Origin of the sequence: Gordonia liuliyuniae (assembly GCF_021739025.1) — a bacterium.
Lineage (GTDB): Bacteria > Actinomycetota > Actinomycetes > Mycobacteriales > Mycobacteriaceae > Gordonia > Gordonia liuliyuniae.
Window position 1 is genome coordinate 386,294 of the sequence record NZ_JAKKOT010000007.1, and the last position, 24,410, is coordinate 410,703.

Consider the following 24,410-nt stretch of genomic DNA (forward strand, 5'->3'; position numbering starts at 1 on the left):
CGAGATCGTCCGTGATCTCAGGTCGGGCGTCGTTCGTTTTCCCGCAGCAGAATTCGCCGCAGCAGAATTCGCCGCAGCAGGATTCGCCGCAGCAGAGTTCCCGCAGCAGAGTTCCCGCAGCCAGGCGCCAGAATCAAGATGGGGAGTGACCTACAGGTGAGCACGCACGGACCGTCCGCGATCGACGACATCCTCGCCGAGCACGCAGGACTCGAGCAGCAGTTGTCCGATCCCGCGTTGCACGACGATCCGGCCGAGGCCCGCCGCGTCGGTAAGCGGTTCGCTGAGCTGGCACCCGTGATGGCCGCCCACACCAAGCTCGCCGCGGTCCGCGACGACCTGGCCGCGGCCCGGGAACTCGCCGAAGTCGAACCGGAGTTCGCCGAGGAGATCCCGGCGCTGGAAGCGAGCGAGGCCGAGCTCGACGCGCTCCTCACCGATCTGCTGGCCCCGCGGGATCCGCACGACTCCGACGACGTGGTGCTGGAGGTGAAGTCGGGTGCGGGCGGCGAGGAGTCGGCGCTCTTCGCCTCCGACCTGGTCCGGATGTACCTCAAATACTGTGAGCGGCAAGGCTGGAAGACGACTGTCCTCGGTGTCACCGAATCCGATCTCGGGGGCTACAAGGAGGCCACGCTCGCCATCAAGGCGCGCGACTCGGTGCGTGACGGCGTGTGGTCCAAGCTCAAGTTCGAAGGCGGCGTCCACCGCGTGCAGCGGGTGCCGGTCACCGAGTCGCAAGGCCGCATCCACACCTCGGCGGCCGGAGTCCTGGTGTATCCGGAGCCGGACGAGGTGGAGCAGATTCACATCGACGAGTCCGATCTTCGTGTCGACGTCTACCGAAGCTCCGGCAAGGGCGGGCAGGGCGTGAACACGACCGACTCCGCCGTCCGACTGACCCACCTCCCGACCGGTATCGTCGTGACCTGCCAGAACGAGCGATCCCAACTGCAGAACAAGGCGCGGGCCATGCAGGTCCTCGCGGCTCGGCTGCAAGCCGCTGCCGAGGAGGAGGCCGCAGCCGAAGCCGCCGCAGGACGGGCCGCGCAGATTCGCACGGTCGACCGGTCCGAGCGGATCCGCACGTACAACTGGCCGGAGAACCGGATCACCGACCATCGCATCGGCTACAAGGCCAACAACCTAGATGCCGTCCTCAACGGTGAGATGGACGCCCTCGTCGGCGCACTCGTCGACGCCGACAAGCAGGCACGACTACAACAGTGACCACTGCCGACACGCTGCGGCGAGACGGCGCACGGACTCTGCACGACGCCGGAGTCTTCTCGGCGAGCCATGACGCGGCGGCACTCCTGGCCTACGTACTCGACGTCGAGCCGGGGCGACTACTCCTCGTCGATGAGGTGAGCGACGACGACATCGTGCGCTTCGAAGCGGCGCTGGCGCGGCGGGCAGCGCGAGAACCGTTGCAGCACATCACTGGCCGCGCATGGTTCGACGGGCGAGAACTCGCCGTCGGACCCGGCGTCTTTGTGCCGCGGCCGGAGACCGAGCTGATCGTGGAGTGGGTCTCGACCCGGCTCGGCCAGCGTGGGGGAGAGCTCGGCCGGCGCGGAGGAGCGACTCTTCGGGTGGTCGATCTGTGCTCGGGGAGCGGGGCGCTCGCTCTGGCTCTCGTCGGACGTCTCCCGAACGCCGAGGTGATCGCCGTCGAGAAGTCGGTCGCGGCGTTGGCGTACTTGCGGCGTAACGCCGCGGGCAGTGACGTCCTCGTGGTGCCCGGCGACGTCACCGATCCCACAGCGATGGCCGAGGTGCTCGGCACATGCGATGTGATCGTCGCGAACCCTCCGTACGTGCCCGTCGCGTCGCCGGTGTCGGCCGAGGTGCGTCACGACCCGGCCGAAGCGGTGTTCTCCGGTGCGACCGGGATGGACGTCATCGACGCGATGACCCCGATCGTCGCCGACGCGTTGACGCCCGGCGGCCTCTTCGCCGTCGAGCACGACGACGAGACCGCGTCCGCGGTCGTCGACGCGCTGACCATCGACGGGCGGTTCCGGGACATCGTCGCGCACGCCGATCTCGCCGGGCGCCCCAGATTCGTGACCGCAGTCCGATCCAGCGGCGACGCCGGAGCCGGAGCAGACCTCGACCGTGCAAGGATGGAACAGTGAGCGTCGTCTTCGATTGCAGTGATCCCGCCAGCCGGTCGGCAGGCCGCAACGCCGCCGTCGGTGCGGCTCGAGGCGGGCGGCTCGTGGTACTCCCCACGGACACCGTGTACGGCATCGGCTGCGACGCCTTCGACAGTGAGGCGGTCGCCTCCCTGTTGGAGGCGAAGGGCCGCGGCCGCGACATGCCGGTGCCCGTCGTCGTCGGCTCCTGGAACACGATCGACGGTCTCGTCCGGTCGGTCTCGGTCCAGGCGCGCGAATTGACCCAGGCGTTCTGGCCGGGCGGGCTGAGCATCGTCGTCGAGCAGGCTCCGTCGTTGGCGTGGGACCTCGGTGACGTGGAAGGCACCGTGATGCTGCGCATGCCACTGCACCCGGTGGCCATCGAAGTGCTCCGTGACGTCGGGCCGATGGCGCTGTCGAGCGCGAACATCTCCGGTCGCCCGCCTGCGACGACCGTCGCCGAGGCTCAGGAGCAGCTCGGCGACAGTGTGTCGGTCTACCTCGACGGCGGTCCTGCGGCGAAGGCCGTACCGTCGACCATCGTCGACCTGTCGGGCGACGTACCACGTATCCTGCGTGAAGGCGCGATCTCCGCCGCCGAGATCGGTGAGGTCCTCGACATGGATCCGGCGGATCTGGTGGCGCGGTGACCGGCCCGCTCGCCGCGGTCGACCCGCAGATCAGCGCGCTGATCGAGCGGGAGGAACGACGCCGCGAGCAGAGTCTGCAATTGTTGGCCGCGGAGACGATCGCGTCGCCCGCGGTCCGCGCCGCCGTCGGTTCGACGCTGGCCGACAAATACGCCGAGGGGTATCCGGGCCACCGCTACCACGGCGGAGCCGAAGTGGTCGACGATGTGGAGCGGCTCGCGGTGGAGCGCGCGCACGCTTTGTTCGGCGCCGACTACGTGAACGTGCAGCCGTTGTCGTGGCCGCTCGCCAACTTCGCTGTGTACGTCGCGTTCGCGCAACCCGGTGACCAGGTGCTCTCGTTGAGTCTGCGGCACGGCGGCCACCAATCGCACGGATCGCGCGCCAACTGGTCGGGCCGGTGGTTCAACATCCTCAACTACGAGGTGCGCGAAGACACCGAACAGGTCGATTACGACCAGGTCCGCGACCTCGCCCTCATCCATCGGCCGCGGATCCTGGTCGCGGGCGGCACCGCCTACACGCGGACGTGGGACTTCGCCACGATGCGGACGATCGCCGACGAGGCCGGATGCATCCTGTGGGTCGACGGCGCCCACCTGGTCGGTCTGGCCGCGGGCGGCATCCTCGAATCACCGGTCCCGTATGCCGATGTGGTCTCCGTCGCCACGAACAAGGTGATGCGCGGTCCCCGGGGCGGGCTCCTGTTGGCGCGCGCCGAACACGCCGAAGTCCTCTCGCGCGCGGTGTACCCGTTCCTGCAGGGCGCCCCGGCCATGAACTCGATCGCAGGCAAGGCTGTCGCGTTCGCCGAATCGTCGACCGACGACTACCGGCGGTACGCACGCACGGTCGCCGACACCGCGGCAGCTTTGGCGGCCGGGTTCGCCGACCGCGGACTGCACCCGGTCGGCGGCGGCACCGACACTCATGTCGGGGTCGTCGACGTCAGCTCGCTCGGTGTGAGCGGACGCGAAGCCGCTCGCCGACTCGCGGCGGCCGGAATCGTCGTCGACAAGGCGATCACTCCGTTCGATCCCGCACCGGTGTCCGAGGGCTCCGCGATCCGTTTCGGCACGGCCGCCGTGACGACGGGCGGAATCAGGCCGTCGGATGCGCCGCGGATCGTCGACCTCATGATGGACGCGATGTCGACCGCCGACGAACGACGGCACGCCGCTGTCGCCGCGTCGGTCGCGCACCTGGGAGAAGCCGAGTGATCCCACTCGCTCTCGACGTCAGCAGTGGGGGAGCGGGTGTTCCACTGCGCGAACTCGCTCTCGTCGGCCTGACCGCTGCCGGGGTCACCTACTTCATCACCTCGCTCGTCCGCGTATTCGCGGTCAAGGCCGGCGCGGTTGCCATTCCCCGCGAACGCGACGTCCACGTGATCCCGACGCCACGGCTCGGCGGTGTCGGAATGTTCATCGGGGTCGTCTGCGCGATCGGCCTGGCCGCGCAGCTGCCCGCATTGAACAGGGGGTTCGCGTACACGCACGACATGCTCGCCGTGTTGACCGCTGGACTCGTGATCGTCCTGGTCGGCATCATCGACGACCGGTGGGGGCTCGACGCCCTCACCAAGTTCGTCGGCCAACTGACGGCCGCAGGCGTTCTCGTCATCATGGGCGTCTCCTGGTATCTGCTGTACGTACCGATCGGCGACATCGGGACCGTCGTACTCGACCCGCTGCAGGCCGGGCTGCTGACCGTCGCGATCACCGTGACCACGATCAACGCGATGAACTTCGTCGACGGCCTCGACGGCCTCGCCGCGGGCCTCGGACTCATCGCGGCCGCAGCCATCTGCCTGTTCTCGCTCGGCCTGCTCGCGGATCAGGGCGGCGACGTCAGCTACTACCCGCCCGCGCTGATCACCGCGGCGCTCGCCGGGGCGTGCCTGGGGTTCCTGCCCCACAACTTCTCGCCCGCCCGCATCTTCATGGGCGACTCCGGCGCCATGCTCATCGGCCTGCTGCTGGCCGCCGCGTCGACGAGCGCGTCGGGCCGCGTCGCCCGCAGCGCGTACGGGCCCGCGGACATCTTCACGTTGTTGTCGCCGTTGATCCTGGTGGCCGCCGTGATGTTCATTCCGATGCTCGACATGATCATGGCTGTCGTCCGCCGCACCCGCGCGGGCGTCGGTTTCTACACACCGGACAAGATGCACCTGCACCATCGGTTGCTGGAGATCGGTCACACGCAACGACGAGTCGCACTCGTCATCTACCTCTGGGTCGGGCTCCTCGCGTTCGCCGTCGCGGCGTCGACGCTCGTATCGCCTGCGGTGGTGCTGCCGATCTTCGCCGTGGGCGTCGTGCTCGCCCTCGTCGCCACGTTCGCCCCGCGACTGCGCCGGTGGTACATCTCCCGGTAGGCGGTTCGGTCGAGTTCGCTCTGAACGCACTCTCCTCGATAGCCTTATCGCGTGTCTACGAACGATGAGAACGCCGGCGTCCCCGACGAGTCGGACGCGTCCGAACGCAAAGCCGAGTGGGAGGATCCCGCCGCGCCGCTGTGGAACGGACTGAAGTACGGGGTCCGTGGTCTCGGCGTCCTCCTGGTCGTCGGACTGCTCGTCTGGTGGCCGTACCAAGGCCTTCCCGGACTGTGGGGTGTCCTGGTGGGGGCGGGGATGGGCGGCGGGTTCGTCCTGATCACCGTCGTCGCCATCCTGTTCACCTCGAAAGCGTCGCCGTCGGTCGTGATGGGCGCACTGATGGGTTCGTACCTCGTGAAGGTCGTCGCCCTCATCGCGGTGACCGCTCTGATCAAAGACATGGACTTCTACAACAAAGCCGCGTTGGTCACGATGCTGCTGGGTGCGATCGTCCTCGTGCTGGGCGGCGAGCTGCTCGGCGTCATGAAGACGCGTCAGGTCTACGTCGATCCCGAGAAGACAACCGACTAGTATCTGTGACGATGATCACCCAGGCTGCCCTGACCAGCTACTACGGACGATAGTAGCTCCGCGGCCGGACGGATCGCGGCAACCCTGATTCGCTGGTAGGACCAGAATCTTGCTACTCTGCTGCACGCAGGCTGATTCGGGTGACCTGCGCCCATGGGTGATGTCACCGGATGCCAAATGACAGTAGGACCCCGCAGATCGTGAGATCAGTGGGCCCGAGAACGGGAGAGAACGCTGAGCGCCACCCTCGCAGCCGAATTCCACGCGCCGACATTGTGGGACTTCTATCCCGTGATGCTGTTCGGTGGAGAACAGCCCAACCCGGAGTGGTGGGGCATGGATCGCATCATGCTGATCCGAGTCGTCGTAGCTGTCCTGGTCTCCGCGGGCTTCTTCTTCGCCATGCGCAGCCCGAAGATCGTTCCGACCGGCGTACAGAACGTCGCCGAGAGCATGCTCGACTGGGTCCGCATCAACATCGCCGAGGAGATCCTCGGCAAGGAGAACGGTCGCCGATTCCTGGCGATCATCGCGTCGATGTTCTTCGCGACGATCTTCTTGAACCTGACGTCGATCATTCCCTTCCTCAACATCTCCAGTAACGCGCGCATCGGCATGCCGCTGGTGATGGCCGCGGTCGCGTACATCACCTACTGCTGGGTGGGCATCGCCAAATACGGCTTCTTCGGCTTCATCAAATCGTCCATCGTCCTTCCGGGCGTGCCGCTGCCGGTGCACTTCCTGCTGGTCCCGATCGAGTTCGTCTCGACGTTCATCCTTCGGCCGTTCACGCTGACAGTGCGTCTCATGGCCAACATGCTCTCCGGCCACATCATGTTGGTCCTGTTCTTCTCCGCGACGCAGTTCTTCGTCGTCGAGAAGAGCGGGATCTGGACCCTCGCGGGTGTCGGCGGCATCATCGCCGGTATCGGCTTCACCTTCTTCGAACTCCTGGTCATCGGCCTGCAGGCGTACATCTTCGCGCTGCTGACCGCCGTCTACATCGACCAGTCGATCCACGCCGACTCGCACTGACGCGCAGTCGCTGGGACCAACTGAATACGACTTCGGGACCGGCAACAGTTAGCCGGAACCGACAACGAACTGACTCACTCGCCCGACCGGGCGGGGAGCCACCAAGAAAGGGAATCGCAAGATGAGCATCATCGCCCAGACTCTCGCCGCAGACAACACGCTCGAAGGCAGCGGCTTCGGCGCGATCGGCTACGGTCTCGCCGCCATCGGCCCCGGCATCGGCGTTGGCATCGTGGCCGGTAAGGCCATCGAGGGCATCGCCCGTCAGCCCGAGCTGGCCGGCCAGATCCGTACCACCATGTTCCTGGGTATCGCCCTCTCCGAGGCTCTGGCGCTGATCGGTATCGTCGCCGGCTTCATCTTCTGATCGCGAGACGACACCAATGATCAACGAACTGATTCTGGCTGAGGCATCGCCGGCGGAAGGCGGCGACAATCAGCCGCCGATTCCGCTGCTGCCGCAGTGGTACGACATCACCTGGTCGCTGGTCGCCTTCGCCGTCGTTCTGTTCGTCTTCTGGAAGTACGTCATTCCGAAGTACAAGCAGGTCCTCGCTGAGCGTCGCGAGACCATCGAGGGTGGCATCGAGCGTGCGGAGGCCGCACAGGCCGAAGCCGCTGCATCGCTCAAGGCTTACCGCGAGCAGCTCGCCGGTGCTCGTGAAGAGGCTGCAGGCATCCGCGAGGAGGCTCGCACTCAGGGCACCCAGATCATCGCGGACATGAAGGCTCAGGCAACGACCGAGAGCGACCGGATCATCGCCAACGGAAACACCCAGCTCGACGCCCAGCGTCAGCAGGTCGTCTCCGAGCTGCGCGGCGACCTCGGCAAGATGTCGGTCGACCTGGCCGAGAAGCTGGTCGGTGTGTCGCTGTCGGACGACGTCAAGCAGGCCGGGACCGTCGACCGGTTCCTCGCTGAACTCGACGCCGAGACCGCCAAGTAATCCCAGGGCAGCTGGAACGATGGTGTGGAGGGCGAGCGGGCAGGACCTGCCCCTCGCACCCACGCACTGACGACTCCGCCGGAAGAAGGAATGCACAAAGATGTACGCAGCGTCTAGCCGTGAAGCCCTCGAGGGGGCTCGCATCGAGCTGGAGACCGCCCTGCGCGGTTCGTCCGCGCCGGGCACCGATGCGGTGACCGTCGGCGATGAACTGCTCTCGGTGGCAGCCACCGTGAATGACAATCGCTCGCTGCGCATCGCGCTGGCCGACACGGCCACCGCTGCGGATTCGCGTGCGAAGGTCGCCGAGTCGGTGCTCTCGGGCAAGGTCTCGGATACCACTCGGAGCGCGGTCGCCTCGGCGGCGGCGCGCGAATGGTCGAGCGAAGCCGACCTCGTGAACGGTCTGCAGTCCCTCGGGTGCGAGGCACTGCTGTTCGCGGCGAAGGAGTCGGGCCGCATCGACACGGTCGAGGAGGAACTCTTCCGCCTCGCCCACATCGTCAAGGGAGACGGAGCGCTCGAACAGGCGCTCTCCGACCGCACCCGCAGCGCCGCCGATCACTTCGGTCTGCTGCGCAAGCTGATCGACGGCAAGGTCACGGACGTCACGAGTAAGCTCGCCCAGTTCGCGGTCAGCCGTACCGACCAGGCACCCGGCGACTCGCTCGACGAGCTCTCGCAGCTCGCCGCGGCCAGCAACGGACGTAAGGTCGCGTACGTGACCAGCGCAGGCGAGCTCTCCGCTGACCAGCGCACCGCGCTGTCGGCGAAGTTGGCTGACATCTACGGCGCACCGGTCACCCTGCACATCGACATCGATCCGGCACTCCTCGGTGGGGTCGTCGTCCGCGTGGGCGACGAGCGTATCGACGGCAGCCTGTCCGGCAAGATCGCAACGCTGCGCCGCGGCTTGCGGTGACCAAGTAACACCCGATTCCCACAGACCACTTTTTAGATAGCCAGGAAGAGCAGGAACATGGCGGAGTTGACCATCTCCTCCGATGAAATTCGGAGCGCGATCGCAAGTTACACCCAGGAAGTGGACGGCCAGGCCACCCGCGAAGAGGTCGGCACCGTTGCCGACACCGGTGACGGCATCGCCCACGTGTCCGGTCTGCCCGGCGCGATGGCCAACGAGCTCCTCGAGTTCGAGGGCGGCATTCGCGGCGTGGCACTGAACCTCGACCTGGACGAGGTCGGCGCCGTCATCCTCGGCGACTCGGAGAACATCGAAGAAGGCCAGGAAGTCAAGCGCACCGGCAACGTGCTGTCGGTTCCGGTCGGCGACAAGTTCCTCGGTCGCGTCATCGATCCGCTCGGCGCACCGATCGACGGACTCGGCGCCATCGAAGCCGAGGGCGACCGCGTCCTCGAGCTCCAGGCAGCCTCCGTCCTCGAACGTCAGCCCGTCGAGGAGTCCCTCGCCACCGGCATCAAGGCCATCGACGCGATGACCGCCATCGGTCGGGGACAGCGTCAGCTGATCATCGGCGACCGCAAGACCGGCAAGACCGCGGTCTGCATCGACGCCATCCTGAACCAGAAGGACAACTGGGCGACGGGCGACCCGGAGAAGCAGGTCCGCTGCATCTACGTCGCCGTCGGTCAGAAGGGTTCGACCATCGCAGGCGTCAAGACCGCGCTCGAAGAGGCCGGCGCGATGGAGTTCACGACGATCGTCGCGGCTCCCGCATCCGACTCGGCAGGCTTCAAGTGGCTGGCGCCGTACACCGGCTCGGCTCTCGGCCAGCACTGGATGTACCAGGGCAAGCACGTCCTGATCGTGTTCGACGACCTGTCGAAGCAGGCCGAGGCCTACCGTGCGATCTCGCTGCTGCTGCGTCGCCCGCCGGGGCGTGAGGCCTACCCGGGTGACGTCTTCTACTTGCACTCGCGCCTGCTGGAGCGTTGCGCCAAGCTGTCCGACGAGCTCGGAGCCGGTTCGATGACCGGTCTGCCGATCATCGAGACCAAGGCAAACGACGTCTCGGCGTTCATCCCGACCAACGTCATCTCGATCACCGACGGCCAGGTGTTCCTGGAGTCGGACCTCTTCAACAAGGGTGTCCGTCCCGCCATCAACGTCGGTATCTCCGTCTCCCGTGTCGGTGGCGCCGCCCAGACGAAGGGGCTGAAGGACGTCTCCGGTTCACTGCGTCTGGAGCTGGCCCAGTTCCGTGAGCTCGAGGCCTTCTCGGCCTTCGCCTCCGACCTGGACGCCGCGTCGAAGGCGCAGCTGGAGCGTGGCGCTCGCTGGGTGGAGCTGCTCAAGCAGGACCAGTACAGCCCGGTCGCCGTCGAAGACCAGATCGTGTCGCTCTACCTCTGTGGCGAAGGCTTCATGGACTCGGTCCCGGTGGCCGATATCCGTCGCTTCGAGTCGGAGCTGCTCGGCGATCTGCACCACACGGCTTCGGGCGTGTACAGCAACATCGCAGGCGGCAAGAAGCTGTCGGCGGAAGACAAGGACGCTCTCGCGACCGCGACGAACAACTTCAAGGCAGGCTTCATCGCCGCAGACGGCTCGCGAGTCGTCGAGGTCGCGGCTGATCCGCTGGCCGCCGAAGACGTCGAGTCCGAGACGATCCGAGTGACGAAGAAGACGAAGTAGCCATGGCCACAATTCGGGAGCTGCGCTCGCGGATCCGATCGATCCAGTCGACCAAGAAGATCACCAAGGCGCAGGAACTGATCGCGACGTCGCGGATCACCAAGGCGCAGGCACGGGTGGCAGCCGCCCGTCCCTACTCCGAGGAGATCACGCGCGTCGTCACCACCCTGGCCAACGCCAGCTCGTCGCTCGACAGTCCGTTGCTGACCGAGCGCGAGAACCCGAAGCGCGCCGCCGTCCTCGTCGTCACGAGCGACAGCGGTCAGTGCGGTGGTTACAACTCGAACGTTCTCAAAGAGACCGAAGAGCTCCTCTCGCTGCTGCGCAGCGAGGGCAAGGAGCCGGTCGTGTACGTGATGGGCCGTAAGGGCGTCGGGTACTACACGTTCCGTGAGCGGCCGATCGTGGCGAGCTGGTCGGGCTTCTCGCAGCAGCCTGCGTTCGTCGACAGCGCCGAGGCCGTCCGCCACCTGGTGGATGCGTTCCTGACCGGTTCGGGCGAGCAGTGCCAGCTGCCCGGCGACGGTGACGGACAGGTCGAGGGCTTCGACGAGTTGCACATCGTGTACACGCGCTTCGTGTCGATGCTGACGCAGAAGCCGGTCGTCCGCCGCATGGCGCCGATCGACGTCGAGTTCGAGATGGAACACCTCGACATGGGCGAGGACATGCTCACCGACGGCGCCGACCAGGTCGGGCCCGAGGTCGAGTTCGAGCCGGAAGCCGACGAACTGCTCGACGCACTGCTTCCCAAGTACGTCGCGTCGCGTATCTTCGCGGCTCTGCTCGATGCCGCGGCATCGGAGAGCGCAGCACGTCGAACCGCTATGAAGGCGGCCACCGACAACGCGAACGAACTCGAGAAGACGTTGTCTCGACAGGCTAACGCCGCACGTCAGGCTCAGATCACCCAGGAAATCAGCGAAATCGTCGGCGGCGTCGAGGCGCTGGCGAACTGATCGCGACAAGACAACCGAGGAAAGTGAAGTAACCAATGACTGCAGCAGTCACCGACTCGTCCACGGGCGCCGCCTCGGCGACCGCGGGTCGTGTCGCCCGGGTGATCGGCCCCGTCGTCGACGTTGAGTTCCCCCGCGGCGCAATTCCCAAGCTCTACAACGCCCTCCACGCGGAGGTCACCCTCGCGGCGGTCGCCAAGACGTTGACGCTCGAGGTCGCACAGCACCTCGGCGACAACGTGGTGCGTACCGTCTCGATGCAGCCGACCGACGGCCTGGTCCGCGGTGCGGAGGTCGTCGACACGGGGAGCCCGATCTCGGTGCCCGTCGGCGACGTCGTCAAGGGCCACGTCTTCAACGCGTTGGGCGACTGCCTGGACGCGCCGGGCACCGGCCGTGACGGCGAGCAGTGGGGCATCCACCGCAAGCCGCCTGCGTTCGACCAGCTCGAGGGCAAGACGGAGATCCTCGAGACCGGCATCAAGGTCATCGACCTGCTGACCCCGTACGTCAAGGGCGGCAAGATCGGTCTGTTCGGTGGTGCCGGTGTCGGCAAGACCGTTCTGATCCAGGAGATGATCACCCGTATCGCTCGCGAGTTCTCCGGCACCTCGGTGTTCGCAGGCGTCGGTGAGCGTACGCGTGAAGGCACCGACCTCCACCTCGAGATGGAGGAGATGGGCGTTCTGCAGGACACCGCCCTGGTGTTCGGCCAGATGGACGAGCCGCCCGGGACGCGTATGCGCGTCGCTCTCTCGGCCCTCACCATGGCCGAGTACTTCCGCGACGTGCAGCACCAGGACGTGCTGCTCTTCATCGACAACATCTTCCGCTTCACGCAGGCCGGTTCCGAGGTCTCGACCCTGCTCGGCCGCATGCCGTCCGCCGTCGGTTACCAGCCGACGCTGGCCGACGAGATGGGCGAGCTGCAGGAGCGCATCACGTCGACGAAGGGCCGTTCGATCACCTCGCTGCAGGCGATCTACGTTCCCGCCGACGACTACACCGACCCGGCGCCCGCGACGACGTTCGCGCACCTGGATGCAACGACCGAGCTCTCGCGTCCGATCTCGCAGCTGGGTATCTACCCGGCCGTGGACCCGCTGACCTCGACCTCGCGCATCCTCGAGGCCTCGATCGTCGGCGACGAGCACTTCCGCGTCGCCAACGAGGTCAAGCGCATCCTGCAGAAGTACAAGGAGCTGCAGGACATCATCGCGATCCTCGGTATGGACGAGCTCTCCGAAGAGGACAAGGTCACCGTGCAGCGTGCACGTCGTATCCAGAAGTTCCTCGGCCAGAACTTCCTGGTCGCCGAGAAGTTCACCGGGCAGGTCGGTTCGGTGGTGTCGCTCGCCGACACCATCGAGGCGTTCGACCGCGTGTGCAAGGGCGAGTTCGATCACCTGCCGGAGCAGGCGTTCAACAGCTGTGGTGGACTCGACGACGTCGAGGCCGCTGCCAAGAAGATCGCCGGAAAGTAGTCGTCGCACATGGCTGACAAGACCTTCCGACTCGACGTGGTCGCACCGGACGCCGCGCTCTACTCCGGGGACGCGACGCTCATGGTCGCGCAGACCACCGTCGGCCAGATCGGCATCATGGCCAACCACGAGCCGATGCTGGGCGAGCTCGCCGCTGGCGGCTGCGTGGTCCTGACCGAGGCCGGTGGCGCCCGTAAGGCGATGGCGGTGCAGGGCGGGTTCCTGTCCGTCACCGCTGACACGGTCACGGTCCTCGCCGAGTCCGCACAGTTCTCCGACGAGATCGACGTCGCCGCCGAGCGAGCCGTTCTCGAATCGGCGACCGAGGGCAGCGAGGAGTTCCTTCGCGCGAAGTCCCGGGTGCGCGCCGTGGAAGCCGTGAGCTGACTCGGGCCCCAGAAGTACAAAAGTGAACGATCGAACAGCCGTCCTGCGCCGCAGGGCGGCTGTTCGCGTACGTTCGTAGATAACGGAGAGGAGGTCGACCCGATGCCGATGTGGGCGTGGATTGTGTGTGGATTGTTGCTCGTCGGGTTGATCGCTGCCGGATTGCTGGTCTATCGACTGCGGCTCGTGCGCCTCGCCGGGACGCCGGTCCTGTTGCGTCCGTTGCCCGCCGACGCCGACGAGGGGTGGCGGCACGGTTCGATTCACTACACAGACGACGCGATTCTGTATTTTCGGCTGTCGTCGTTGCGGCTCGGCCCGTCGGTGACCCTGTCCCGACGGCGTATCGAAGTGTCCGGGCGTCGGAGTCGGGTCGGCACGGAGTCGGAGATCATGGATCCCGACATGGTCGTCGCAGAGATCACCGTCGGACGACGCGGCCAGGAACCCGCCTACGAGTTGGCGATGGCTCCCGCCGCGATGACCGCATTCCAATCATGGTTGGAGGCCCGCGCCCCGCGCCGTGCTCGGCGCAGGCCCGCGGCATAGATCTCGGGTCAGCGCTGGCGTTCGCCGCCCGGAACCCACTTCACGTCGGTATCGCCCGCACGAACGTTGGCGATGCGTCCGAGGATGAACAAGAGATCCGAGAGTCGATTCAGGTACTTCGCGGGGAGGATGCTCGTGTCGTCGGGGTGCGCGTCGATCGCCGACCAGGCGGCGCGTTCGGCGCGGCGGACGACGACGCGTGCCTGATGCAGGTAGGCCGACAGCGGTGTGCCGCCCGGCAGGATGAACGAGTCGAGCGGCGTGAGTTCTTCGCCGAACTGGTCGCACCACGCTTCGAGCGCGTCGACGTACGACGATTCGATTCGCAGCGGGGGATAGGGCGGATCGTCGACGACGGGCGTCGACAGGTCGGCTCCGGCGTCGAACAGATCGTTCTGGACTGTGGTCAAGACGGCCCCGATGTCCTCGGGGACGTCCCCTGCGACGGTCAGGGCCAGACCGATCGCAGCGTTCGCTTCGTCGCAGTCGGCGTACGCGATGACGCGCAGGTCGTTCTTGGCGACGCGGGAGAAGTCGGAGAGTCCGGTGGTCCCGTCGTCGCCGGTCCGTGTGTAGATGCGTGTGAGGTGCACTGCCATACCAGGCAACCTACCTGTTGGCCGATACACTGTGCCGGTGAGTGATCGTTACGTGGTTTCAGGTGGGGCACGTCTGGTCGGTGACGTGTTCGTCGGCGGAGCCAAGAACAGCGTTCTGAAGTTGATGGCGGCGGCGCTGTTGGCGCAGGGCCGCACGGTGTTGACGAATGCGCCGGAGATCGCCGACGTCCCGTTGATGGCGGATGTGCTGCGCGGGCTGGGCGCGACGGTCGACATCTCGGGTGACACCGTGACGATCGATACTCCCGCCGAACCCGACTACCACGCAGACTTCGACGCGGTGAAGCAGTTCCGGGCATCGGTGTGCGTCCTGGGCCCGTTGATGGCTCGCCGCCATCGCGCCGTCGTCGCGCTGCCCGGCGGTGACGCCATCGGCTCTCGTCCGCTCGACATGCATCAGGCGGGTCTGCGTGCGCTCGGTGCGCAGAGCACGATCGAACACGGTTGCGTCGTCGCGGAAGCCGAGCGGTTGTCCGGCGCCGAAGTGGTACTCGACTTCCCGTCCGTGGGCGCCACCGAGAACATCCTGATGGCGGCGGTCCTCGCCGAGGGCGTCACGACGATCGACAACGCTGCGCGCGAGCCGGAGATCGTCGACCTGTGCGTCATGTTGACCGAGATGGGCGCTCGGATCGACGGCGCTGGATCTCCGACACTCACGGTGACCGGCGTCGACGCGCTGACGCCGACGACGCACCACGTGGTCGGCGACCGCATCGTCGCCGGCACGTGGGGAGTGGCTGCGGTCATGACACGCGGCGACATCACGGTGCACGGGATCGACCCCGAGCATCTGCGCCTGGTGCTCAAGAAACTCGAGGGCGCGGGGGCGCGCGTCGACCGGTTCGACGACGGTTTTCGGGTGATCCAGGAGTCGCGTCCCGTCGCCGTCGACACTGCGACACTCCCGTTCCCCGGGTATCCGACAGATCTGCAGCCGATGGCGATCGGTCTGGCGACGGTGTCCGAGGGGATGTCCATGGTCACTGAGAACGTGTTCGAGGCCCGCTTCCGGTTCGTCGAAGAACTCGTGCGGCTGGGCGCCGACGCGCGGACCGACGGGCATCACGCGGTGATCCGCGGCGTCGAACGGTTGTCGAGCGCACCGGTGTGGTCCTCGGACATCCGCGCGGGCGTCGGCCTCGTGCTCGCCGGCCTCGTCGCCGACGGCGACACCGAAGTCCACGACATCGAGCACATCGATCGCGGCTACCCGAACTTCGAGGATCAGCTCCGCACGCTCGGCGGAACCATCCGACGAGAGATCGGCTGATCGTCCACCCGGCTCGACTCGCCCACACTGCTCGACTCGCCCACACTGCTCGACGAGGCGGCACCTGTCCGACCGGACAGGTGCCTGCCTGAACCACCGGGCCGACTCCCCGCGCTGCAGGTCAGGAGCTCTTGTCCGGGCAGTGACGCAGGGCACACGCTGTGAAGGACCGAAACGGCAACCTCACAGGAGTCAAACCCTCATGGCTATCGAGCTGAATCAGATCTGGGACTTCCCGATCAAGGAGTTCCACCCGTTCCCCAAGGCGAAGCTGGGCGTCGGCGCACACGACATGCTCGGCGTCGAAGCCAAGGAACTCGGCATGACCCGCGTCCTGTTGATGACGACGGGCCTGCGCGGCTCCGGAATCATCGAGGAACTGACCGGGAAGATCGAGTACCAGGGTGTGGACGTCGTCCTGTTCGACGAGGTCCAGTCCAACCCGAAGGACTTCAACGCGATGGACGCCGCGGCGCGGTACCAGTCCGAGAAGTGCGACGGCATCATCTCCGTCGGCGGCGGCTCGAGCCACGACGCGGCCAAGGGCGCTCGCATGGTGATCGCCCACGACGGCCGCAACATCAACGAATTCGAGGGCTTCTCCAAGGCCACCAACAAGGAGAACCCGAAGCACATCGCCGTGTCGACGACGGCGGGCACCGGTTCCGAGACGTCCTGGGCGTACGTCATCACCGACACCTCCGACATGGACAACCCGCACAAGTGGGTGGCGTTCGACGACTCGTGTCTCGTCGACCTCGCGATGGACGACCCGTTGCTGTACTACTCGTGCCCCGAGCACTTCACCGCGTTCTGCGGGTTCGACGTCCTGGCCCACGCCAGTGAGCCGTTCGTCTCGCGGCTGGACTTCGAGCCGTCGCTCGGCAACGCGAAGTACTCGATCGAGTTGATCCGCGACCACCTGCGGACCGCTGTCTACGATCCGCGGAACCTCGAGGCGCGGTCGGGCATGATGCACGCGCAGTACATCGCCGCGCAGGCCTTCAATTCGGGTGGGCTCGGCATGATCCACTCGATGTCGCACGCGTTCAGCGCGTTCTACGACAGCCACCACGGGCTCAACAACGCCATCGCGCTGCCGCGCGTGTGGGAGTACAACCTGCCCGCACGGTACGAGCGGTTCGCAGAGATCGCCAGGCTGATGGGCGTCGACACCCGGAACATGACGACCGTGCAGGCCGCCGACGCGGCCGTCGAGGAAGCGATCCGCCTGTCGAAGGATCTCGGCATCCCCGACAACTTCGGTTCGTTGACCACGGCGTCGTACGACAAGAACCGGATGAACACCGGCAAGTACGAAGGCCGGGGCGACGGCGTCGACACGTCCGATGCGCAGGTTCGCGCGATCGCCGAGCACATGATGGGCGACTGGTGCACGCCGGCCAACCCGCGCGAGTCGACCGTCGAATCGTTGATCCCGATGGTCCGTCACGCCTTCACCGGCTCGTACTGACCGCCGGGGCCGACCACCCGTTGGGCGATCGCCGGACCTGTCGGGTCCGGCGATCGCCCGGCATCCCGTTCTATCCGGCGCCCGGCCTACCCGTCCGCTGCCATCTTCTTCCCGACTCCGAGCGAGGCATCCATGAGCGACCTGACATTCGACACGTCCGCCGATCTGGCGTCAGCCCTGGCGTCGGAGGGCTATCTCATCGACGACGACCTCGCTGTCGTCGTCCACCTGGCGACGGTCCTGGACCGCCCGCTGCTGCTCGAAGGGCCCGCTGGCGTTGGCAAGACGGAGTTGGCGAAGGCGTTGGCCGCGGCGTCGGGCCGCGAACTGATCCGCCTGCAGTGCTACGAGGGCCTCGACGACTCCCGCGCACTGTACGAATGGGACTACGCGCGGCAGTTGCTGCACGTGCAGATGCTGCGCGACCGGATCGGAACCGAACTCGCCGAGTACGACACGCTCGCGGCGGCGTCGACCGCGCTCGCCGAGACCGAGGTCGGCGTCTACACCGAAGGCTTCCTCGTCCCGCGGCCGCTGCTGGCTGCCATCGTCTCGCCCGAGCCGACGGTGCTGCTGGTCGACGAGATCGACCGGACCGACGAGGCGATGGAAGCCGTCATGCTCGAAGTCCTCGCCGAACGCCAGGTGACGGTGCCCGAGCTCGGCACGTTCACCGCGCGTTCGGCGCCGTGGGTGATCCTGACGTCCAACGACACGAGGGAGCTGTCGTCCGCGTTGAAACGTCGGTGCCTGCACTTCCAAGTGGAGTACCCGACCGCCGAACGCGAGTGCCGCATCGTCGCCGTCCGCGCACCCGACGTGGAGGAGTCGGTGATCGCCGACGTCGTCGACCTCGCTCGCCGGCTGCGCGAACTGCCGCTGCGCAAGAGCCCGTCGATCGCCGAGGTCATCGACGCCTCGCGTGCCGCCTCGTACCTGTCGCCGACCGATCCGGCGTTGATGTCGCTGTTGGTGAAGTTCGGGACCGATCTCGACCATGTGCGCCGGGCGTTCGCCGCGCCGGCCGCGTCCGACGCAGACCGGCTCACGCAACCGGAGAGCCGGCAGGGATCGGGCACCGGCCGAGCATTCGGTGCGGGCCGGGCACACACCGCCGCCGCGCGGAGCTGAGCGGTCGTGCTGAGCGGCAGCGATGCGGGCACCCAGCTCCTCGACACCGTGTCGGTGCAGTTCGGTCGGGCGCTGCGCGCCCTCGGCGTAGGATGCTCGCCCGCCGAGGTGATCGAGATCCGGCGCGTGTTCGCGCTAGTCGGCGCCGCGGACGTCACGCGGTTGCGGACTGCGTTGCGGAGCGTCAGCGTCAAGTACGAGTACGAGCGCGCGGCGTTCGAGACCGTCTTCGCCGCGTTCTTCCTAGGCGACGACACCGCCGACGACACGGCCGACGACCTGCCGCGTGTGCGGGGGCTGGCAGGCGACCTCCCCGACGAACTCGACTGGGACGACGACTTCGCCGGCGCGGCACGGATGATCGGCGCCGACGAGCACACCGTCGAGATCGGGGACCTGATGGTCGATGATCCCGACGCGCGCGAACGGAACGGGGAGAGCGCCCACCGCGAGGAGAACGACTTCTCGGTCTCGACCGGTGCGGAGGAACTCCAGGTCGACACCGACTCGTCGAGTGTGTCCGGCGGCGTCACGTACACCGTCGAAGTCGATCACGCCGACGCGGCGCAAGTCGGCGAGTTGACGGGCACGGCCGCGCGCGTGGAGGGTTCGGCGCTGAGCCTGGCCGACGCTGCGTCGCTGCTCGCGGTGCTCGACGCGACTGACGGCCGCGGCGCCTACGGCGCCGACGGCATGGAGCATCTCGACGACGCGCGCCGCGAGCAGCTGCAACGTGCACTCGAGGACTTCGTGGACGCGCTGACCCAGCGCCTCGCCGAGAACGTCCTGTCCGACGGCGAGGTGACCGGAAACTCGCACGTCCACCGGGATCAGGCGGACATCGATCGCGCCTGCCACCGGCTGGTGCAGCGGATGCGGGGCGCACCGCGCCCGGTGTCACGGCTCACCGACGGTGGACGTCTCAACGCCCGCGCCACCATGCGCGCCGCCGCGCACACCGACGGCGTCCCAGTGGAACTGTGGAAGACCGTCCGCGTGCCGGGGCCGGTGCGGCTGCTCGTCCTCGTGGACGTCTCGCTGTCGGTGCGGCCGGTCGCAGGCTTCATCCTCCGACTCGCACAGACACTGCACCGCCAAGGGAACCGGTGCGAAGTGATCGCATTCGTCGATCGAGCCGTGCGCGTCACACCGGAGCTGCGCGTGTGCGAACCCGACACCGCGTTGGCGGAAGTCCTCGCCGCCGACGGGCTGGATCTGTCGGCGACCAGTGACTACGGCCGCGTCTGGCAGACGACACTCGACGAGTACGGCGATCTCATCACGCGACGGACGAGCGTCCTCGTCGTCGGTGACGCGCGCAGCAACGCTTTCGATCCGCGCGTAGACCTCTTCGAGACGATCGCCCGGCGCGCACACCGCGTTGCGTGGCTGACGCCAGAGCCGTCACGGTACTGGTCGCAGACCGGGTGTTCGCTCGACGACTACGCCGAGCAGTGCTCGGGGGTGGTCAGTGCCCGCGACGGAGCCGAGATGCTCGAGAAGTGCGACGAACTCGGTGCAGCGCTGCGGTGAGCCGGTAGCGTCAGTCCCAGAACGAGGAGGTGGAGCGCCGGTGACCGATCGGGGCCCAGGTCGCGCACGTGCGGCGACGAGTGTCGCGAAGTTTCACACCCCCGAGATCGTTCTCGGTCGCGGGGCGTTCCCGGAAGCGTCGGTCACCGTGGCGGGGCTGGGCGTCCGTCGTCCGCTCATCGTCTCCGACCGCACGATCGAGCAGACCCCCTGGTACGACCGCCTGTTCGCCGACCTGCAACGCGACGGTCTGCAGCCCGCGTCGTACCTCGACGTCTCGCCGAACCCGCGGTCGCACGAGGTGGCCGACGGATTCGCGGCCTACACGGCGCATGGGGCCGACGGCCTGGTCGCGCTCGGCGGCGGCTCAGTCATCGACGCGGCCAAAGGCGTGGCCGTGCTCGCCTCCAACGGCGGCGTCATTCTCGAATACGAGGGCATCGATCGCGTGCACCGCCCACTCCCACCGCTCGTCGCGGTCCCGACGACGGCGGGCAGCGGCGCGGATGTCTCGCAGTTCTGCATCGTCAACGACCCCGACCGCCGCACCAAGGTGACGATCATCGGCCGGACGCTCGTCCCGAACGTCACCGTCATCGACCCGACCCTCCTGACGACCCTCTCGCCGCAGGTCACCGCCCAGACCGGGATGGACACGCTCACCCACTGCATCGAGGCGTACGTCTCGCTCGCGCACGGCAGACTGACCGACTCGCTCGCGATCGATTCGCTCACCGGAGTGTGGACGAACCTCGAACGCCTCGTCGAAGATCCAGCGGACGCGGTCGCAGGCGAGGAGATGTCGCTCGCGTCGCTGCGCGCCGGTATGGCGTTCACCAATGCGATCCTCGGTGCGACGCATGCGATGAGCCACCCGGTCGGCGGGCACTGCGACGCACCGCACGGCACAATCAACTCGGTGCTGCTGCCGCACGTCATCCGGTACAACGCAGTGGTGTGCGCCGACGACTTCGTCCGGCTCGCGGACGCGGTCGGGTTGTCGACGACCGGCGACCCTCGGACTGTCGCAGACCGACTTGCCGACGCCGTCGCGCACCTCGGCGCACGCGTCGGGATGCCGGAGACGCTCGCGCCGCTCGGGGTGCGCGCGGGCGATCTGGACCTGCTGACGACGCACGCGCTCGCCGATTCGTGCATGATCACCAATCCGCGACGTCCGGAGGAGTCCGGGATCGTCGAACTGTACCGACAGGCGCTGTAGCCGTGGGCTCCGATCCGGACCTGGCGTCCCTCCTCGGGCTGCGCACCGTCAAGGCCGGCCACTACGCGCAGTACCGGGGCTCGGAAGCGCGGTTGAGTCGCGTGATGCACGCGTTGGAAGGCATCTCGAAAGCGTTGGTGCAGACAGCGGCCGGACCGGAGGGCCTGGTCGTAGCGGTCGTGGAGACCGTGCGCGACCATCTCGGCGCCCAGTGGGTGCTGTTCGCGCTCGCCGACGGCCAACTCGTCGGCACGAGTCCTCGACACCTCATCGCGGGCCCCGACGGACGGATCCTCGCGTTCGAGGGGGTGCGCGTCGCGGAACCGCCGACCGGACTGCCGGACGCGGTGCTCAACCGACTCAACGACGTGCTCCGCGGCGAGGTCACGGTGCTGCACGCGCCGATCGCCGATGACCATCACGTGCACGTGCCGGTGGAACTCGACGGCGATGTGGTCGGCGGGCTGTCGGCGTGGACCGCCGACGGCCAGCGGGTGGATCCCGCGGACCTCACGGTGCTGCGGATCCTTGCGAGTCAGGCGACGGTGGCCTTGGTGAACTCGTCGCTGTTCCTTCAAGTGCAGCGCCGCGCCGACGAACTCGCCGAACGCAACGACGAACTGGTCCGGACGCAGCGGGAACTGTGGGCGGCGCAACGGACCGCGCTGCTGGGCGCCGAACGCGCGCGGATCGCGCGCGAACTGCACGACTCCGTCGGACAGTCGGTGCTGTCGGCCGGGCTGCAGATGGAGTTGTGCCGCGGCGACGTCGGCGGAGCCGCAGCCGAACGGCTCGACAAGGCCGTCACGTTGAGCCGCGACGCCATGGAGCAGCTGCGTGGCGCGATCTACGCGCTCGCCCGGTCGGGTGGACCGTCGGCCAGCGTCGTCGACACCCTTCGGGAACTGTGCTCACTGCACATGCCGCCGGGCGTCGACGCCACCGTCACAGTGCGCGGACGCACCAGGGAACTGACCGGGGACGTGCAGCACGCCGTCCTGCGCATCGCGGGCGAGTCTCTGTTCAACGCGGCACTGCACGCGCAGGCCAGCCGGGTGACGGTGACGCTCGAGTACGACGATCGGGGTGTCCGGCTCCTCGTCGACGACGACGGGACCGGCGACCCCACGGCACTGCGGGCCGTGCTGAACGCCGCCCAACGCGGCGACATCACGTCCGGGCGCAGCCGCGGGCTGGCGAACATGGCGTCCCGCGCGGCTGAGCGAGGCGGCGGTTTCGCGATACGACGGTCCCGGCTCGGCGGTATTCGAATCGCGGCAGACATGCCGAGCGTGGACCAGGAGGCACCGTGACCAGAGACGACGACCGGCCAGTCAAGACCGTTCTGGTCGACGATCATGCGCTGCTGCGTGACGGCCTCCGTTCGCTGCTCGATCGCGACACCGCGGTTGTCGTGGTGGGGGAGGCGAACTCGTTCGACTCCGCACTCGCCGAGATCGCGAACAGTCGGCCCGATGTCGTCGTGGTCGATCTGAAATTGACGGCGGGCGCCGACTACGAGGGGCTTCGCCTGATCGAGGAGGTCACCAAGCGCCACCCCGACGTCGCGTCGCTGGTCCTGACGACGTTCCTCGACGACGACCTCGTCGTGCGGGCGGTGCGCGCCGGCGCGCGCGGCTACGTCGTGAAGGACGTCGACACGACCGAACTCGTCCGGGCGGTCCGCGCCGTCGCCACCGGTGGAAGCGCGTTCGATCCGCGCAGCGCGACGATCGTTCTTCGGACCGTGTCCGGTGGCCGCGACGTCGCAGCCGAACTGACCGACCGCGAACGGGAGGTGCTTCGTCAGCTCGCGGAGGGCAAGTCGAACGCCGAGATCGGTGGCACGCTCTACATCTCCGAGTCGACGGTCAAATTCCACATCCGCAACCTGATCCGCAAGCTCGGTGTCAGCAAGCGCACCGATGCGGTCTACGTGGCGAGCAAGCGCGGACTCATCTGACACGCCACTGTCGGGTCACGCCGGTTTGTCGATGACCAGCCATCCGCCGTGGTCGGTGAAGACCGTGACCGTCAGACCCGACCGGATCCACGGCGCCGCCCATCGGAGCAGATCGTCCTCGGACAGGCGTTGCAGGTGACCGAAGTGTTCGGACGGCTCATCCTCGAACGGCACGGCGATCACCACTCGTCGCCGCGCGACGCGGAGCGCCTCGCGCACCGCGATCGTCACGTCGCCGGACGACAGGTGCTCGAGGAGGTGAATCAGCGTCACGGTGTCGACCCGGTCATCGGAGACGGGCAGTGCCCGGGCATCGCCGAGCACGGTCCGCACGCCGACGCCGAGCCGGACCGATACGTCGTCGAGGAGCGCCAGCGCCCCCGCGCAGATGTCGCACGCCTGCACGTCCAGCCCGTCCTGCGCGCACTGGACGGCGAACAGCCCGAAGCAGCACCCGACCTCCAGGACCGTGTGGCCGACGACGAGTGAACGAGCCCGTCGATGGACGGGGGAGAAGCCGGACCGACCGGTGCGCAGGTCGTCGACCGAGTTCGCGTAGAAGGCGAGCCAACCGTCGGCCGGATCCTCGCAACAGGAGGCGATGAGACCAACCATCGCCGACTCGAACTCGTCCTGCCCGGCGATCGCGCCGACGCGGACCAGCTCGGACAGCGCGTTCACCGCAGCGCCGTCGCTGATCGACTCCGCGGTGAACGTGTGGACCAGATCTACGCCGTCGTCGGACGGGCGCCACCCGAGGTCGGCGCACGCAGTGAAGCCTGCGGGTACCGAGGGGACGGCCGCCACGTCGATCCGTCGCCCGAGGGTTCGCGGAGACTCCACGGTGATGCTCATGCTTCGACGCTATGGACGCGAACCCGCACGCGTAACTACCCGATCGGTCCGAGGTCCTGCCCGATCGGATAGGTCTCCGGAACGATCCCTCCCGCAATCATGCCTGTGACCAGCCGATTTGCCCTTCGGCCGACACGTGCGTAACTTATATCGAGTCAGAGCGGCCCGGCCGCGACGACACCACAGACTCCCAAGTTCGCGGTTGTGAAACCGCGGCCAGGTCGAGTAACGTGGGAAGCCGCTTCGGCAGGAACCTCCTTCCTTCTCCGTTTCACGGGGTGCGAATCTGGTCTTGCGGAACGGTCCTCGGCCTGGTAGGTTGGGGGAGTTGGCCTCTTGCAGGTCAGTACAACAATATGTGTTCGCTGGAGTTCGGCCTGATTGTTTTGGGTTGGTGCTGGTGGGTGTGTGTTCTTTGAGAACTCGATAGTGTGTGATGGATTTTTCTTGTGCCACATTTGTTTTGTATTTTTTGTGGCAGGGATGAATTTTTGACGGACATTTTTGTTTGTTAGTTTTTTGTTTTTGTCAGTTTTTTGGATTGGTCAGGTTTTGCTTTCTGGCTTGTGTTGAAATTGCTGGCCCTTTTTTGGGGGGTTGGTTGTTTTGATGTTTTTTGTTGGAGAGTTTGATCCTGGCTCAGGACGAACGCTGGCGGC

24 protein-coding genes are annotated in these 24,410 nt (G+C 67.1%); 22 read left to right on the forward strand and 2 right to left on the reverse strand.

All coding sequences use genetic code 11. The annotated features are described in order from the left end of the window. Positions 1 to 156: 156 nt before the first annotated feature. From prfA to L5G28_RS17160, 15 genes are all read left to right on the forward strand, one after another. Positions 157 to 1,230, forward strand: a complete 1,074-nt coding sequence (gene prfA, locus L5G28_RS17090; protein ID WP_236999424.1) for a peptide chain release factor 1 — start codon at positions 157 to 159, stop codon at positions 1,228 to 1,230. After that, complete coding sequence (prmC, locus tag L5G28_RS17095) at positions 1,227 to 2,141, forward strand: peptide chain release factor N(5)-glutamine methyltransferase (protein WP_237002564.1); 915 nt, start codon at positions 1,227 to 1,229, stop codon at positions 2,139 to 2,141. Before prfA ends, prmC begins: the two co-directional genes overlap by 4 nt. Then, positions 2,138 to 2,794 carry an L-threonylcarbamoyladenylate synthase gene (locus tag L5G28_RS17100; RefSeq protein ID WP_237002565.1) on the forward strand — a complete coding sequence of 219 codons (657 nt, stop codon included), beginning with the start codon at positions 2,138 to 2,140 and terminating at the stop codon, positions 2,792 to 2,794. Before prmC ends, L5G28_RS17100 begins: the two co-directional genes overlap by 4 nt. Beyond that, positions 2,791 to 4,014: a serine hydroxymethyltransferase gene (gene glyA, locus L5G28_RS17105; RefSeq protein WP_237002566.1), complete on the forward strand. Its 1,224-nt coding sequence runs from the start codon at positions 2,791 to 2,793 to the stop codon at positions 4,012 to 4,014. Before L5G28_RS17100 ends, glyA begins: the two co-directional genes overlap by 4 nt. After that, complete coding sequence (locus tag L5G28_RS17110) at positions 4,011 to 5,171, forward strand: MraY family glycosyltransferase (RefSeq protein ID WP_237002567.1); 1,161 nt, start codon at positions 4,011 to 4,013, stop codon at positions 5,169 to 5,171. Before glyA ends, L5G28_RS17110 begins: the two co-directional genes overlap by 4 nt. Positions 5,172 to 5,222: 51 nt before the next feature. Further along, the gene (locus L5G28_RS17115; protein ID WP_237002568.1) at positions 5,223 to 5,705 is read left to right on the forward strand and encodes a Cg1360 family ATP-synthase-associated protein; all 483 of its coding nucleotides are present in this window, start codon (positions 5,223 to 5,225) and stop codon (positions 5,703 to 5,705) included. Positions 5,706 to 5,999: 294 nt separating this feature from the next. After that, positions 6,000 to 6,740 (forward strand): F0F1 ATP synthase subunit A, encoded by a 741-nt coding sequence (gene atpB, locus L5G28_RS17120; protein WP_237002569.1) that lies wholly within the window; start codon positions 6,000 to 6,002, stop codon positions 6,738 to 6,740. Positions 6,741 to 6,861: 121 nt separating this feature from the next. Beyond that, the gene (locus L5G28_RS17125; protein WP_237002570.1) at positions 6,862 to 7,107 is read left to right on the forward strand and encodes an ATP synthase F0 subunit C; all 246 of its coding nucleotides are present in this window, start codon (positions 6,862 to 6,864) and stop codon (positions 7,105 to 7,107) included. Between the two features lie 16 nt (positions 7,108 to 7,123). Then, entirely contained in the window at positions 7,124 to 7,687 is a 564-nt protein-coding gene (locus tag L5G28_RS17130) for a F0F1 ATP synthase subunit B (RefSeq protein ID WP_237002571.1), read from the forward strand. Positions 7,688 to 7,787: 100 nt separating this feature from the next. Next, positions 7,788 to 8,609, forward strand: a complete 822-nt coding sequence (locus L5G28_RS17135) for a F0F1 ATP synthase subunit delta (RefSeq protein WP_236999416.1) — start codon at positions 7,788 to 7,790, stop codon at positions 8,607 to 8,609. Positions 8,610 to 8,666: 57 nt separating this feature from the next. After that, positions 8,667 to 10,301, forward strand: a complete 1,635-nt coding sequence (gene atpA, locus L5G28_RS17140) for a F0F1 ATP synthase subunit alpha (RefSeq protein ID WP_237002572.1) — start codon at positions 8,667 to 8,669, stop codon at positions 10,299 to 10,301. A gap of 2 nt (positions 10,302 to 10,303) precedes the next feature. Continuing rightward, a complete protein-coding gene (locus L5G28_RS17145; RefSeq protein WP_237002573.1) occupies positions 10,304 to 11,260 on the forward strand; it encodes a F0F1 ATP synthase subunit gamma in 957 nt (318 codons plus the stop codon). Positions 11,261 to 11,295: 35 nt separating this feature from the next. Beyond that, positions 11,296 to 12,744 (forward strand): F0F1 ATP synthase subunit beta, encoded by a 1,449-nt coding sequence (atpD, locus tag L5G28_RS17150; RefSeq protein WP_236999413.1) that lies wholly within the window; start codon positions 11,296 to 11,298, stop codon positions 12,742 to 12,744. Positions 12,745 to 12,753: 9 nt separating this feature from the next. Next, complete coding sequence (locus tag L5G28_RS17155) at positions 12,754 to 13,131, forward strand: F0F1 ATP synthase subunit epsilon (protein WP_236999412.1); 378 nt, start codon at positions 12,754 to 12,756, stop codon at positions 13,129 to 13,131. A 102-nt stretch (positions 13,132 to 13,233) separates the two neighbouring features. Continuing rightward, a complete protein-coding gene (locus L5G28_RS17160; RefSeq protein ID WP_236999411.1) occupies positions 13,234 to 13,680 on the forward strand; it encodes a DUF2550 domain-containing protein in 447 nt (148 codons plus the stop codon). Between the two features lie 8 nt (positions 13,681 to 13,688). On the opposite strand, the gene L5G28_RS17165 is transcribed toward L5G28_RS17160, so the two are convergent. After that, on the reverse strand, positions 13,689 to 14,279 hold the full coding sequence (locus L5G28_RS17165; RefSeq protein WP_237002574.1) for a cob(I)yrinic acid a,c-diamide adenosyltransferase: 591 nt from the start codon (positions 14,277 to 14,279) through the stop codon (positions 13,689 to 13,691). 37 nt (positions 14,280 to 14,316) lie between these two features. Here L5G28_RS17165 and murA point away from each other — a divergent pair, with 37 nt between their 5' ends. The 7 genes from murA to L5G28_RS17200 all read left to right on the forward strand — a co-directional run bounded on the left by murA (position 14,317) and on the right by L5G28_RS17200 (position 22,896). Then, a complete protein-coding gene (gene murA / locus L5G28_RS17170) occupies positions 14,317 to 15,573 on the forward strand; it encodes a UDP-N-acetylglucosamine 1-carboxyvinyltransferase (protein WP_237002575.1) in 1,257 nt (418 codons plus the stop codon). Positions 15,574 to 15,775: 202 nt separating this feature from the next. Continuing rightward, positions 15,776 to 17,047 (forward strand): NDMA-dependent methanol dehydrogenase, encoded by a 1,272-nt coding sequence (gene mdo / locus L5G28_RS17175; RefSeq protein ID WP_237002576.1) that lies wholly within the window; start codon positions 15,776 to 15,778, stop codon positions 17,045 to 17,047. Positions 17,048 to 17,179: 132 nt separating this feature from the next. Next, on the forward strand, positions 17,180 to 18,178 hold the full coding sequence (locus tag L5G28_RS17180; protein ID WP_237002577.1) for a MadB family AAA-type ATPase: 999 nt from the start codon (positions 17,180 to 17,182) through the stop codon (positions 18,176 to 18,178). Between the two features lie 6 nt (positions 18,179 to 18,184). Beyond that, entirely contained in the window at positions 18,185 to 19,711 is a 1,527-nt protein-coding gene (gene madC / locus L5G28_RS17185; protein ID WP_237002578.1) for a MadC family VWA domain-containing protein, read from the forward strand. 40 nt (positions 19,712 to 19,751) lie between these two features. Continuing rightward, entirely contained in the window at positions 19,752 to 20,933 is a 1,182-nt protein-coding gene (locus L5G28_RS17190; protein WP_237002579.1) for an iron-containing alcohol dehydrogenase, read from the forward strand. A 2-nt stretch (positions 20,934 to 20,935) separates the two neighbouring features. Continuing rightward, positions 20,936 to 22,246: a MadS family sensor histidine kinase gene (locus L5G28_RS17195; protein ID WP_237002580.1), complete on the forward strand. Its 1,311-nt coding sequence runs from the start codon at positions 20,936 to 20,938 to the stop codon at positions 22,244 to 22,246. Next, positions 22,243 to 22,896 (forward strand): MadR family response regulator transcription factor, encoded by a 654-nt coding sequence (locus L5G28_RS17200; protein WP_237002581.1) that lies wholly within the window; start codon positions 22,243 to 22,245, stop codon positions 22,894 to 22,896. Before L5G28_RS17195 ends, L5G28_RS17200 begins: the two co-directional genes overlap by 4 nt. Positions 22,897 to 22,911: 15 nt before the next feature. On the opposite strand, the gene mftM is transcribed toward L5G28_RS17200, so the two are convergent. Continuing rightward, on the reverse strand, positions 22,912 to 23,751 hold the full coding sequence (mftM, locus tag L5G28_RS17205) for a mycofactocin oligosaccharide methyltransferase MftM (RefSeq protein WP_237002582.1): 840 nt from the start codon (positions 23,749 to 23,751) through the stop codon (positions 22,912 to 22,914). Positions 23,752 to 24,410 lie beyond the last annotated feature (659 nt).